This window comes from Paenibacillus agricola, assembly GCF_011440305.1.
Taxonomy (GTDB): domain Bacteria; phylum Bacillota; class Bacilli; order Paenibacillales; family NBRC-103111; genus Paenibacillus_S; species Paenibacillus_S agricola.
In genome coordinates, this window is the sequence record NZ_JAAOIW010000003.1 from 524,368 (window position 1) to 538,007 (window position 13,640).

General features: G+C 48.7%; 13 protein-coding genes and 1 riboswitch. Of the genes, 4 read left to right on the forward strand and 9 right to left on the reverse strand.

Annotated elements, in window-relative coordinates; all coding sequences use genetic code 11:
- Window positions 1-109 precede the first annotated feature (109 nt).
- On the forward strand, window positions 110-2,113 hold the full coding sequence (locus tag G9U52_RS10325; protein ID WP_166149004.1) for a glycoside hydrolase family 127 protein: 2,004 nt from the start codon (window positions 110-112) through the stop codon (window positions 2,111-2,113).
- A 52-nt stretch (window positions 2,114-2,165) separates the two neighbouring features.
- Here the strand turns inward: G9U52_RS10325 and G9U52_RS10330 are convergent, their stop codons facing one another.
- The gene (locus G9U52_RS10330; RefSeq protein ID WP_166149005.1) at window positions 2,166-3,002 is read right to left on the reverse strand and encodes a helix-turn-helix domain-containing protein; all 837 of its coding nucleotides are present in this window, start codon (window positions 3,000-3,002) and stop codon (window positions 2,166-2,168) included.
- A 167-nt stretch (window positions 3,003-3,169) separates the two neighbouring features.
- Here G9U52_RS10330 and pyk point away from each other — a divergent pair, with 167 nt between their 5' ends.
- From pyk to G9U52_RS10345, 3 genes are all read left to right on the forward strand, one after another.
- Window positions 3,170-4,594 carry a pyruvate kinase gene (pyk, locus tag G9U52_RS10335; RefSeq protein WP_166149007.1) on the forward strand — a complete coding sequence of 475 codons (1,425 nt, stop codon included), beginning with the start codon at window positions 3,170-3,172 and terminating at the stop codon, window positions 4,592-4,594.
- Between the two features lie 220 nt (window positions 4,595-4,814).
- Window positions 4,815-5,108 carry a DUF3817 domain-containing protein gene (locus G9U52_RS10340; RefSeq protein WP_166149009.1) on the forward strand — a complete coding sequence of 98 codons (294 nt, stop codon included), beginning with the start codon at window positions 4,815-4,817 and terminating at the stop codon, window positions 5,106-5,108.
- A gap of 27 nt (window positions 5,109-5,135) precedes the next feature.
- The gene (locus G9U52_RS10345) at window positions 5,136-5,897 is read left to right on the forward strand and encodes an EcsC family protein (RefSeq protein ID WP_166149011.1); all 762 of its coding nucleotides are present in this window, start codon (window positions 5,136-5,138) and stop codon (window positions 5,895-5,897) included.
- 145 nt (window positions 5,898-6,042) lie between these two features.
- On the opposite strand, the gene G9U52_RS10350 is transcribed toward G9U52_RS10345, so the two are convergent.
- The 8 genes from G9U52_RS10350 to G9U52_RS10385 all read right to left on the reverse strand — a co-directional run bounded on the left by G9U52_RS10350 (window position 6,043) and on the right by G9U52_RS10385 (window position 13,322).
- Window positions 6,043-6,954 (reverse strand): acyl-ACP desaturase, encoded by a 912-nt coding sequence (locus tag G9U52_RS10350; protein ID WP_166149013.1) that lies wholly within the window; start codon window positions 6,952-6,954, stop codon window positions 6,043-6,045.
- 162 nt (window positions 6,955-7,116) lie between these two features.
- Complete coding sequence (locus tag G9U52_RS10355) at window positions 7,117-8,766, reverse strand: b(o/a)3-type cytochrome-c oxidase subunit 1 (protein ID WP_166149015.1); 1,650 nt, start codon at window positions 8,764-8,766, stop codon at window positions 7,117-7,119.
- Between the two features lie 40 nt (window positions 8,767-8,806).
- Window positions 8,807-9,295 carry a cytochrome c oxidase subunit II gene (locus G9U52_RS10360; protein WP_166149017.1) on the reverse strand — a complete coding sequence of 163 codons (489 nt, stop codon included), beginning with the start codon at window positions 9,293-9,295 and terminating at the stop codon, window positions 8,807-8,809.
- A 64-nt stretch (window positions 9,296-9,359) separates the two neighbouring features.
- Complete coding sequence (locus G9U52_RS10365) at window positions 9,360-9,485, reverse strand: cytochrome c oxidase subunit 2A (RefSeq protein WP_166149019.1); 126 nt, start codon at window positions 9,483-9,485, stop codon at window positions 9,360-9,362.
- 209 nt (window positions 9,486-9,694) lie between these two features.
- On the reverse strand, window positions 9,695-10,363 hold the full coding sequence (gene tenA, locus G9U52_RS10370; protein WP_166149508.1) for a thiaminase II: 669 nt from the start codon (window positions 10,361-10,363) through the stop codon (window positions 9,695-9,697).
- 22 nt (window positions 10,364-10,385) lie between these two features.
- Complete coding sequence (locus G9U52_RS10375) at window positions 10,386-11,192, reverse strand: energy-coupling factor transporter transmembrane component T family protein (protein WP_166149021.1); 807 nt, start codon at window positions 11,190-11,192, stop codon at window positions 10,386-10,388.
- Window positions 11,193-11,232: 40 nt separating this feature from the next.
- The gene (locus G9U52_RS10380; RefSeq protein WP_166149023.1) at window positions 11,233-12,735 is read right to left on the reverse strand and encodes an ABC transporter ATP-binding protein; all 1,503 of its coding nucleotides are present in this window, start codon (window positions 12,733-12,735) and stop codon (window positions 11,233-11,235) included.
- Entirely contained in the window at window positions 12,735-13,322 is a 588-nt protein-coding gene (locus tag G9U52_RS10385) for an ECF transporter S component (protein ID WP_166149025.1), read from the reverse strand. The genes G9U52_RS10380 and G9U52_RS10385 overlap by 1 nt, the downstream gene beginning before the upstream one ends.
- A 116-nt stretch (window positions 13,323-13,438) precedes the next feature.
- Window positions 13,439-13,545: riboswitch (TPP riboswitch) on the reverse strand.
- Between the last annotated feature and the right edge of the window lie 95 nt (window positions 13,546-13,640).

A 13,640-nucleotide genomic window follows, 5' to 3' on the forward strand; every position in this document is an offset into this window, starting at 1 on the left:
ATTCTAATTAATCTTCTACTTACAGCCGAGTCTGCTATTGGTATCCTTATTATAGAGCCAATAATCATGCACCACAAATCTAAATTTGTTCACAAGGGAGTGCTTATTCATGACCAAGCAGGCGGAGAGAATCAATATTCGTAAAATTACACCTGTACCTCTACAAAAAGTCACCATCGACGGCGGCTTTTGGCGTAAACGCCAGGATACGAATCGCCAGATGACGCTGCAAATTCAGCATGAACAGATTTCTTCAACCGGCAGGTTGCATGCTTGGAAGCTGGATTGGAAGCAAGGAGCTCCGAATCAGCCCCACCGCTTTTGGGATTCCGACATCGCCAAATGGATTGAAGCAGCGGCGTATAGCCTATCGACTCACCCTGACGCCGCTCTTGAACGCCAGGTAGATGAGGCTGTTGACCTAATCGCGGCTGCACAGCAGCCGGATGGCTATTTAAATATCTACTTTACGATCGTTGAGCCGGATAAACGCTGGAGAGATTTAAAGGATGGTCATGAATTATATTGTGCGGGGCATCTTATTGAAGCTGCCGTGGCCTATTTTGAAGCGACGGGCAAGCGGTTGATGCTGGATGTGATGTGCAAATACACCGATTATATAGACAGCATATTCGGCCCTGGGGAAGGGCAAATTCGCGGCTACGATGGACACCCGGAAATCGAGCTTGCCTTGATCAAATTGTATCGGGCTACCGGAGAGCAACGTTACTTGAAGCTCTGCGAATTTTTCGTTAATGAGCGTGGCCAGCAGCCCTATTTCTACGACTTGGAAGCGGCGAATTCAGCGACTAAACTTGCTGCTCCGAGTAATGACGGTAAACAAACCATACGAAATGGTTATATACTTCCCTATGATTATTATCAAGCGCATCTTCCGGTCAGGGAGCAAACAACGGTTGAGGGGCATGCGGTTAGGGCTGTTTATCTATACAGCGGCATGACGGACCTTGCTGTTGAGACGAAGGACGTAGCTTTGCAGGAGGCTTGCGAGCGACTCTGGAAGCATATGGTCGAGAAGCGGATGTACATTACCGGAGGGATCGGCTCAACCGACCGTGAGGAACGCTTCACCTACGACTATGACCTGCCTAATGAAACCGCATATGCCGAAACCTGCGCTTCCATTGGCCTTATTTTTTGGGCACATCGAATGGCGCTGCACACGGGTGAAGGCCATTATATCGACGAATTGGAAAGATCCTTATATAACGGCACGATCAGTGGCGTGTCAGAGGATGGCAGCCGTTTCTTCTACGCTAATCATTTGGAGATGATGCCTGCCGCTCATCATTTCAATACCTTAAAATTTAATGGAAGCGCTGTAGTTTCTGAGCGCCAAGAATGGTTCGGCTGCGCGTGCTGCCCACCTAATATTGCCCGAATTACCGCTTCACTCGGGGCATATATGTACGCCCAAAGCGAAGGCGAAGCCATTGTCTTGCTGTACGGTGACAGTAGTGCCAGCCTTAATATCGGCAGCCAGCTTGTACGGCTCAAGCAAACCACCAGCTATCCTTGGGATGAAACCGTCACGATAGCCGTGACCCCAGAGACGGCAGCCGACTTTATGGTCAGCATGCGTATTCCCGGCTGGTGCCGCGATGCACAGGTGAAGATCAACGGGCAATCGATCGACATAAGCTCCCTCATGGATAAAGGCTATGTCCGGCTTGCCCGCAGCTGGCAGCAAGGCGACGTGATCGAATTGACATTGGCTATGCCTGTCGAGATTGCCGAATCGCATCCCGAGGTACGGGCGAATGCAGGGCGGATTGCTTTGCAGCGCGGCCCGATTGTGTACTGCCTGGAGGAAGTCGACAACAGCACCAATCTTCGTGATATTGCACTTGTGCTGAATGAAATGCCGCAAGCCCGTTTTGAAGCTACATTGCTAGGCGGGATTACCATATTGGAAGGCAGCGCTACGCGCACAAGCCTGCAGGGCTGGTCAGGCAACCTGTACAGGCGTTCGGATACCGTGCCCGCCAAGGCCAAGCAGAACCGAAACCCCGTAAGCTTCCGTGCTGTCCCTTTCTACGCGTGGGGCAATCGTGGCGAAGGCGAAATGCTCGTCTGGCTCGCCAAGGAGTAGCTGAATAACGGCTCCGGGCAAGCCACCCGCCCTTCTCACTTATATGCCACAACTAATAAGCCGCTGCGTCCCGATCTTTTATATATTGGGCGGGCGGCTTTCCCGTCTCTCTTTTGAACACCCGATGGAAATAGGACGGATCGCAATAACCCAAATAATCGGAAATATCACCAACGGTCCTTTGCGAATGGCTCAGTAAATAGACCGCTGTTTTGACACGCAGCGCATGTACAAACCCGCCAATCGTTTGCCCCGTAACCTCGCTAAACACACTAGCTGCATAATTGGGAGTCTTGCCGATTACTTCGCCAAGCTCCTCTTTTGTTACTTTTTCCCGATAATGATTTTGGATATACGCCTTCATCAAGCTCGCATGCCTTTCCTTCAGCGCAGAGGGATGCCCATCATCTAGCTCCCGATTGAATTGGGTCAATATTTCCTGCGCCAAAGCTCCACACATCGCCTCGCGGTAAGCCAGTGGCTCCTTCCATTCCTCGTATAGCATCCGAAACCGCTGCAGCAGCAGCTCATATTTGCCTGTTTTCCATTTGTAATATTGCGTGGCCTCCAGTAGAGGCAAGCTTGGCACTGGGATTCGGGTAAGGCTCGGAGCAAGCTTACCCGATCCGTTCGCTTGGGGGGAAGCCATCTTCTGAAAGCAAACCACATATTTCTCATGCGTCACGGTGGGGATACATTTCCCATAATAAGAGGTTAAATCCGGGATCAGCAGTAAATCCCCTTTTTCCAGCACCAGCTTTTCCCCTTCTATCCAATACACACATTTACCATAACTTATCATAACTAAAGTGCAATTGGGGGAACCTTGTTCATATTGCTCAAACCAGCCTGTACCCGCATCAAGTCTGGCTTCCTGAATGGCTATCATACTTGGGGCTCACCATCATTTCCGTTAATTATAAGTACTATTATACAAAGACCATACTATTTTTCATAGTAATATTCAATTTTTATGCCTACAATAGTTCAATAATGTTCAATAGCAACGAAGACGAGTTCATTTTCACTAAATAGATATTAAAAGGAGCAACAACTATGATTCAGCGCAAAACAAAAATTATGTGTACGATGGGACCTGCTTGTGATTCGGTAGAGATGTTGAAGAAGCTGATCCTTGCAGGAATGAGTGCAGCCCGCCTGAATATGGCGCATGGTGATTTGGAAGAACATAAAGGAAGAATCGATAGAGTCAGGCAAGCTGCTAAGGAATTAGGCGCGACCGTTTCCATTTTAATGGATATTAAAGGTCCGGAAATCCGTACTGGTGTGTTGCTCGAGCCCTCTTACGAGCTGAAAACAGACGCTGCCCTCACGTTAACGACTAAACAAATTAAAGGCGATGCCAGCCGCATCTCCGTGTCCTACGAGGATTTGACCCGTGATTTGAAGCCCGGCTCGCGTATCCTGATTGATGACGGGCTGATTGAGCTTCAGGTTGAAACGATTGAAGATACCGAGATCCATTGCCGTGTCCTTAACGGAGGCTTGATCAAGTCGCGTAAGGGCGTTAACTTGCCAGGTATCCATACCTCCTTGCCAGGCGTGACCGAGCGCGATGTGATGCATATCGAATTCGGCATTGAGCAGGATATCGACATTATTGCTGCTTCCTTCGTCAGAAAAGCAAGCGACATTATAGAAATTCGCCGTATATTAGAGGAGCGCGAAGCTTCCCATATCCAGATTATTTCCAAGATTGAGAACCAAGAGGGTGTTGATAACCTTGATGCGATCTTAGAGGTTTCCGATGGTTTGATGGTAGCTCGTGGCGATTTGGGCGTGGAGATTCCTGTCGAGGATGTCCCGATTATCCAAAAACAAATGATCCGCAAAGGCAATGCTGTCGGCAAGCCGATCATTACCGCTACCCATATGCTGGATTCCATGCAGTACAACCCACGTCCTACCAGAGCCGAAGCGAGCGATGTCGCTAATGCCGTATATGACGGTACGGATGTACTGATGCTTTCAGGCGAAACCGCGGCCGGGAAATACCCGCTGGAGGCTGTCCGCATGATGGCCGCCATTGCTGCCAACATTGAGGAAGTGCTGCCTTACCGCGATATGCTGCGGATTAAAGCTGCCGAGCAGAAGGCAACGATCACCGAGGTGATCAGCCAGTCTGCCGTTAGCGCTTCGCTTGATCTGGATGCGAAAGCCATTATCGTATCCACAAGCAGCGGCTTCAGCGCACGTATGGTTGCCAAATATCGACCGCAATCGCCGATTATTGCCGTTACCACAAGCGAACGCATCCAACGTCGCCTTAGCTTGTGCTGGGGCGTCATCCCGGTGCTAGGCACTGCCATTTCATCCACCGATGAAATGTTCCAATCGGCGATCGGCAGCGCCTTGAAGAGCGACCTGGTTGCAAAGGGTGACCTGGTTGTCGTTTCCGCAGGTGTTCCTGTGGGCGAAGCCGGATCGACCAATTTGATCAAAATCCAGCATATTGAATAGGCAAGCTCCCAATGTAGCTGCAGCCACTCTTACCGAGTTGGCTGCGGTTTTTATTTTCCAAATATGGATCGAATAGTTCACGCAAACCCCCTTTAAAAATGGTGAAATGTTAAGAACTTGGCTGAATTCATATTAAGTTCACATTCAACATATAAAATGAAGGGAATATCTAATAAAATGGAGAAGTGCACTTACTCTTATTAGAAAGAAGGCGTTATGGTTGTCGAAGAAGCTGTCTCTTTCCATTCTAAAGTATACTGGTTATGCGGAGGGAGTTTCTTATCTCCTGCTGCTAGGAATCGCGATGCCCATTAAATATTTTACCGATTTATACAATCCTGTTCCGATTACAGGCATGGCGCATGGAGCGCTTTTCACGATCTTTATAGCGGCCGTGATTTTTGCAGCTATTATGAATCGTTGGTCGATCATCCGAATCCTGGGTGCTTTGATTTCCGCATTTATCCCATTCGGCCCTTTTATATTGGAATCACGCATTCGTAAAACCGGCTGAGATACCTAAAGGGGGCTTGTACTTGCGATGGATAACAGTTGGAGCATTTATGAGCAACAAATAGCTAAAGCGCTGCGGCTGTGGGAAAAGGAGCTTCTAAAGCCACCGGGGCTACTGGAGAAAACCTCCAAGGCCGTTTCAACTCGCATCAACCAAGTTATTCCCGATAAAGTGCACCAGACGATAACCGCGGCGGTTAAAGGAATTGTCCAAACCTCCTTGTTCAGCATCGACTATATCCCTTCGAGTCCCCCACTCGTGGAGCTTAGCTTGGCCGCACGCGATCATAAAGCAGAGGAAACGATCTCCCTGTTCAAAAAGCTCGCTGCGGCCGAGGGAGCCGGAACGGGGGCTGGCGGCATTCTGCTCGGCTTGGCCGATTTCCCGATTCTGATCGGGATTAAGATGAAGCTATTATTCCAGCTCGCCCATATTTACGGACACTCTACCCAAGATTATCGTGAGCGTATGTTCGTCCTCTATGTATTCCAGCTTGCCTTCTCCAGCCAATTAAAGAAAAAGCCATTATTTGAAACGATTCTGCATTGGAATGAAACGGTCAGCTCTCTTCCCTCAGAGGAATCGTATGTCCAGCATATTGACTGGCAACAACTGCAGCAGGAGTACCGCGATACGATCGATTTGCGTAAAATGCTCCAGATGGTTCCCATTATTGGGGCAGCAGTTGGCGCTTGGGCCAATTACGGGCTGCTTGATGAGCTTGGCAGCGCCGCAATGAACTGCTACCGTCTTCGCAGGCTGCAACAGTCCTACAAGCAAAACGAATAAGCATAAGCTCCTTAAGAGGACTTATGCTTATTCGTTTTGCCAATGCCAATACCCGCGAATGCTGGGTGCGCGTTGTTACGCTGCACCTTCGCTCCTGGGCACAAGTACGTTATCACACTAAGCTTAATGCTGCGTAGTGACTTTGTTAACTGAACCCTTTGGCAGCCAGCCGCTGGCTAATTCTTTTTAATTTCAAATGGTATTGCAGTAAATCCTGCTTGCAGTTTTCCGCATCCGCACGGCTTGGCTGCAGCTTTCCAATCTGCCAGAACTGCACCAAATAATCAAATACCTGATTAAAGTAAGAAACCGGTCCATAATTGGCTTCCTTGGCGATCACATCCATACGCTCCTTGAAGGAGGGCATTGAGGTACCCGGCATTGCAAAGCTCGTCATCGCTTTATGGATATAGTAAACGAAGTTATGGTCAACCCCTAAATACCCTTTCACAGCATCGCGGTAAAAAGCGAAGTGCAGCGTCTCATCCTTGGCAATCCTTCTTAACAGCTTGGCCAAAAGCGGGTCGTATTGGCTGGCAACCTTCGCAACATTGTTATAAAACACCATAGTCGCCAGCTCTTGAATAGCCGTATATACCATGGTTTCCATAGCCGTATCGAAATCCGGGGCAAATCCGCCCTCCACTACAGTTTTCCGTAGTTGGTGAAGTTCATGGGGATCTGCGTTTCTAGTGATAATTAAATAGGTTTCCAGCAGCGAGGAATGCTGGTCCTCTTCAGACACCCAAGTATGGACGAAATCCTGTAGCACCTGCAGGGAGCCTTTAAACGTTGTTGCTAAATGATGATAGAAAAAAGGCAAATTCACTTCAGTCAAAAGCGATGTCTCGACAGCCAAATAAATAGGCTTCGGCAGCGTCCTTTGTTCGATGGACCACGGCTCCGTCTTGAAGGATCGCCCTTGTTCCCAAGGAATAAACTCATGGTAGCTCCAATCTATTTCTGAAGCACGCTTACGGTGCTGGGCATATAATTCAGTTAAATAAGGCTCAAGCTTGGGACTGAAAACATCTAATTTGTAATTTTCTAATGGCATATTGGCATATTCCTCAATTCTTAATAAGCATTTCTTATTAGTAAGAATAACACATATTACTCTTAATAAATAATTATTTCATATTTTCATAGACTTTATACAGAAAAAGGAGTAAAATTAACAAATTTTTCACATTTTTGTCTTACTCCTAGCACCCTTACCTTACCAAGTAACCATGCCTTTAGCACCCGTACCTGGATTATTCAATAACTCCATCACCGGAGCCGTGTAGGCAATGAGAATTAACACAACTAATACCGCTGTCCAAACGCCCCAGCGCTCAAGTATTGCCGGTGTTGGCTCAGCCGAATCGATAACCTCGGCGATCGGATATTCCGTGTAGCCTTTCGGCGCTTTTAATAGAAGCACCACATTGCCTATCATCATCAGCACGCCGATAAATAGGATCGTCCCGCCAATCGCCATGACCACATGGTAGGGCATCCATAGCAGTGTATCCGGATGATCCTGATAGGTGGTATAAGAGGTCCGCCGTGGCGAACCAAACAATCCCACTAGATGCATCGCGCCTGACATGAAGAACATGCCAACCAGCCAAGTGATCGTTTGGGCAATGCCCAGCTTATGCAAGAGCGGTGTTAAGACCCGGCCGGTCATGGCAGGAAGAAGCCAATACGTAATACCGAAGAAGGTTAGCGCCACGCTAGTCGCCACCGTCAAATGGAAATGCCCCGTTACCCATAAGGTATTATGGACCACCGCATTCATTTGGTCACTGGCATTAATAATTCCCCCTGCACCTGCAGGAATAAAGATCAGCATCCCCATGAACGGCGCAAAAAAACGGACGTCCTTCCACGGAAGCTTTTTCAACCAACCAAACAGCCCCTTAGCCCCTAAAGTACGGCCATGCAATTCAAAGGTGGCGAACAGCGAGAACGCCGTCATTAGCGAAGGAATTACGACCATAAAGGTAAGCACGACCTGAACAAATTTCCATACGGGTGAAATACCCGGCTCCATCAGCTGATGGTGAAGCCCTACCGGAATCGAGAACAGCAGCAGCATAATAAAAGCCAGCCTCGCTAGCGCATCACTGAATAGCTTGCCGCCAATAATTCGCGGGATCACCACATACCAGCACATATACGCCGGAAGCAGCCAGAAATAGACGAGCGGATGGCCAAAATACCAAAACAAGGTGCGGCTAAGCGTTACATTGATCGTCTCTACCCATCCAAATGATAACGGAATGAGCTGAAAAATAACCTCGATCGCCACACCAAGCGTCGCAACCAGCCACATCAGCATCGTAACTACGGACATAAACGCGAACAACGGAGACAGCTTACCTTGATGTGTTCTTTTCCAATATCGGTACTGGATAATAATCCCGAAGCCACTCATCCAGCTGCCGACTACAATAAGCACCAACGATACATAAAACCAAGGAGATGCCATCATTGGCGCATAAAAGGTATACAGCACCGTAGCTTTATTCAGCAAAATCAAAATCGTCGCTATCACCGTACCTAGTGTCATCAGGGCATAACCAAGCCATCCCAGTGACCTGACGATTGGCAGCAAGTGCCCTCCTAATGTTTTGACCACACCTGAATACAGGAAGCCAATAATAAAATAGGTTGTGAAAATAAGCGCCATTAATACGCCGTGTGCGGTAAGCAGCTGGTAATAACCAATTTCGTAGGGCAAGGTAATCGTTCCGCTGCGTACCAAGCTTTGCAATAATCCTGCTACACCACCAAGCAGCATCGCCAGAAAAGCGAACAGGATGTGAGCCAGCACCAGTGCCGAATCGCGGCGGTCGAAAGCTTGTTCATTGTTTAACATCTCACTCAACACTCCTCATCATTACTTGATCCTCACAGCATTACTTGACTATAATCCGTGTATGCATCATTTCGTGGGCAACCCCACAATATTCATTACAGAGCACCAGCAGCTCGCCCGCCTTCGTAAACGTGTGGGTTAAATTCGTAATTTCACCTGGCACGACCATCATATTCACATTCGTTCCGGGAATTTGAAAGCCGTGCACAACATCCTTGCTCGTAATATGAAAATGGACGGTTGCACCAAGTGGAACCTCCATCTTCTCTGGGCCATAACCGAAGGCAAAAGCCAGCATATACGCGTCATACTCGTTTTCACCGATTTTTCTGAGCCCCAGCTGATTGAATGGCGCTGTCGACTCCACTGTTTCTGGATTAACCGTCACGCGTGCGCCATGTCCGCTATGCTGCTGCCCCGGAGGCTGCATCCCTTGGGCAAAGGCACCTACCCCAAGCACGATGAGAAACACGAAAAGCATCGCAATGCCGAAGGTTAGCCAGATTTTTTCATATCGATGTAAATGCATTCAGGTCCATCCCCTTAATCTGTTGTTGTGTTTACCATTACATGTCTTTGCATGTCGTTACATGTCAACCACGTGCTATAAATAAAATAAATATAGCCACCCAGGTTACTACAAGAAAACCTCCGAGAAGCATAACGGACACTAAGGTTCCTTTTAAAGATTCGTCGCTGTGCTGTGGGCCTTTTTTCATGGTGTTCCCATCCTTCCAAACTTGATGTCTCTATTGTAGAAGCTTCACGCTCTGGGCAACTATGATTTGAATCACATTACTGCGTTGCAAAGATGAACGTTATATGGCGGAAAAGAAACCCCTCTCCAAACCAAAAAAAGCTATCCCTTATGCAAAAATCTGCAAAAGAAATAGCTTTCCATAACCTTAATGGAGATTATTATCCTATATTAGCTGTAGGTTGGCCATTGTTCGTGTGTATAGGCCATCTCCCAAAATTTAAATTCATAATGGCTGCTAATCACAAAATGGCGTTTCATTCGCGCGCGGTCCGCCTCACTCACCTGATCGGCAATTTTGTCCAACCGTGCAATTTGTTCATCCACCAGCACACGGAAGCCCTCGCCCCCATAAGCGCTGATCCATTCCCGATAAATCGGCTCATCCGGCGTATAGCTCTGCAGACGTTCACCGATTTCATGATAAAGCCAATAACATGGCAAAATCGCGGCAATAATATCGCCCAAATGGCCACTGTAAGCTGCGCTCATCATGTGGGTGGTGTAGGCATAAGCGGTTGGTGAAGGTTCAAATGCGATAATTTGCTCATGAGTAATCCCCAGTTGGGCTGCAAATTTCTCATGCAGCGACAGCTCAGCATTATAGGTACTCTGAACGTGGGCAGCCATCCGGTTGGAATCAGCCAAATCCTCTGCCTTAGCCGCACCCAACGCCTGTACACGAGCAAATTGCGATAAATAATAGGCATCATTCAACAGGTAATGGCGAAAACAAGCTAAAGGTAACGTCCCCTTTGCAATCCCTTGAACAAACGGATGGTTAAAGCTGGCTTCCCAGCTCACCTCTACAGCCTCACGAAGCTGGTCACTAAATTTCATCATCGTTGCCTCCTTTATATGCTCACCCATTTACTTTGTACCTAACATCCCCTATCTCCAAATAAGGGGCATGCTGCCCGATATAAATTGCAGCGCCAAGCATGATAGCCAAGTACAGGAACAAATATAGATCGGCCCCGGAATAGCCGATACGGTAATAATAAGTACGCTGCTTCACGGCTGAGAAGCGTTTGGCCTCCATTGCCACAGCAATGCGCTGCGCACGGCGGATGCTTTGCGCCAGCAGCGGGATCGCATAGCTCCGAATCGTGTCATACACTCCGCGGATGCCGACCCGTCGCTTCACTCCGCGTACCTTCATGGCCATCTGCAGCGTCTGGAATTCGCCTACCATAATGGGCAGCAGCCTAAGCGCCGCCATAAAGCTGTAAGCGTATTGGGCAGGCAGCCTGCATTGCTGCATCAATGAATAGAACAGGGCAACAGGGCGCGTTGTCAGCGCAAACAATAGCCCGCTTAACGACATATTGACCGTCTTCAGCCCGATATGAAGCCCACGGAAAAAGCTTTCCTCCGATACACGTACAAGCCCCCACTGCAGCCAGACCGTATCCCCTTTACCAAATAGCATCATCGACATCGAAGATGAGACAAACAGTAATAGGAATGGCAGCAGCAACAACAGCAACCTTTTAGAGGGATGTCCTGTAAAAAAGAGCAGCAGCAGATGCGCCACCGTGATATTAATCAATATGTTAATATTGTCCGTTAGCAGCACCGCAAAAAACATCACAATCGACAATAAAAGCTTAAAGCTCGGGTTAGCACGGTGCAGCCAGGTTTCTTTAATGTTCAATGCAAATTGCACAGCTTTCCACTTCCTTATTGACGTTCACATAGGCGATACGCTAGCCCAAACTACTTCCTACAGCTTCTGTATCGCGCAGATACACATCCGGATGGATGTCAGCTGCGAGCACTCCCTGCTCTACCAGCCAGACACGCGTAGCGAAATGCCGGACCACCTCCAGATCGTGAGTCACCATCACGATTGTGGTTCCCTGCCGCCGCCAGTTCTCCAGCTTCTCCAGGATAGCAAAGGTATTCGCGGCATCCTGTCCGAAGGTCGGCTCATCCAGCAACAGCATCTGCTGCTGCTTTACCATCGCCGTGGCCACGCTAAGCCGCCGCTTTTGCCCGAGCGACAGCTGGTAAGGATGCAATTGCAGCTTGCCTTGCAGCCCGAATTCGGCTAAAAGCGCCTCCGCTCGCCCAACCGGATCGGGCTGCCCATCAGCCCTATAACCAAAAGCAGCCTCATCCAGCACCGAATTGGCGACAAACTGCATTTCTGGATTCTGAAATACATAAGCCACTGTATCCTTTACATCCTTGAAGCTGTGCACTTGCTTGCCCTTGAGCGTATAGCTGCCGCTTGTTGGAATTAGCTGCATCAGCGCCTGAAGCAAAGTGCTTTTACCCGCGCCGTTATAGCCGACAACCGTTATCCATTCGCCCGCTTCGATAGCAACATGGGCAGCTGTAATTTTCACTTCGCGGCGCCCTTGGTAGCCAACAAAGTCCTTCAGCACGGCTAGATCACGGATCGTATCCCTCGCAGGAAGCAGCTTGGACTCCAAGTCTTGTTGCCTTTGCGTAAGCATAGTGGAGGCCACACTTTCCGTATAATCGGCCCACACGCCAGGATACCAGATCCCATAGCGGCGAAGCTCTGTTTTATATTCGGCAAATATGGGCTCAGGTGCACCGTCCGCAATGATCTCGCCTTCGGCATTAAATAAAAGTACCCGATCCACAAAGTCGATAATTTCATCGATCTTGTGCTCGACAATAATAATCGTTTTGTGCTGCCCCACCTTTTTTATCGTATCCCATACAGCCCGTGTTCCCTCAGGATCCAGCAACGATGTAGGCTCATCGAGGAACAACACCTCCGGCTGCAGGGCCAGCACCGAGGCGATGGCCAAGCGCTGCTTCATGCCTTGCGACATCGAAGCTATAGGCACATGTGGCTCCTCGAATGGCAGTCCGACCTCATGCAGGCACTGCTGGATCAGCTCGCGCATGGCTTCCCTCGGCACGCCCAAATTTTCCAGTACAAAAGCAATTTCCTCATCTGCAAATGGCATACAGAACTGCGTATCTGGATCCTGGAACACATACCCCCATGATGCGGGTATCTGGATATCATCGCATTTCATAGGCACCTCAATCGCTTGGGGAATCAAGCCCGTGAGCACCTGCAGCAGCGTCGACTTTCCACAGCCGCTTGGCCCCAGCAGCAGCACCTTTTGCCCGCTATAAAGCTCGACGGACAAATCTTCGAATTGCAGCGCCGGGCTGCCTGCAAATTTCAGCCGCAAGCCACTGACTGAGGTGCATACCTCCATTAGCGTTTACGCTCCAAATCGTCGAAATCCGCCTTACTCGCCGGTCGAACCAGTTGAGTAACTCTCGTTACCTCTAAAGCTTTAACCAGCCAATACGAGCATAGCCCTGTAAAGAAGATCGAGCCCACCACTCGGAATACGAAGTATAGGATTAAATTCCATGACTGCAAATCTAGCAGATACCCTTTAAACGCATCAAAAATGAGCGAGGCCACTGCCGCTGCGATCCCAGCCAAGCATGCTGTTGCTGCCGAGAAGCTACGGTAACGGAACAAGAAGAACACCAGCTCAGCCGCTAATCCTTGAGCAATTCCGTAAGTCAGAGCCTCGACTCCATACTGGGAGCCAGCGAACAGCTCACCTGAAGCAGCTGCAACCTCCGCCAATAGTGCAACACCAGGCTTACGGATGATCAGGAAGGCAACGACCGCAGCCATAAACCATACTCCATACATCAGCTGGTCTAGCTGAAGGCCTGCAAGCTTAGCTACATTGGAGACATCCCCCCACAGCCGATAAATAATAGCAAATACAAAAGAGAGAACAATAGTGACCAGAATGTCGGTCAATTTCAAGCCTTTGGACATAATAAACCCACTCCTTCTGCTTTCTATGTGTGAACCTGTTATGAGCCGATAAGAAGATAGCCAAAAAGACCACTCCCATATCGGAAGTGGTCTGCATGTATGTAGCCATTACACGCTTCAAGTGCTCTCCACTTCCCTACGCTGGTTTCAACCAGATCAGGTTCAGAGGGTTTAGAATCTTTCGATCCAGTCTCAGCCTACTGCGGCTCCCCTAGTGACATTCTTCATACTAACATGATTACTCAAAAAGTCAACGACCAATAACAAAAAAACAAGCCTAGAACTCAGGCTTGTCCGATGTCATACTATGAATATGAA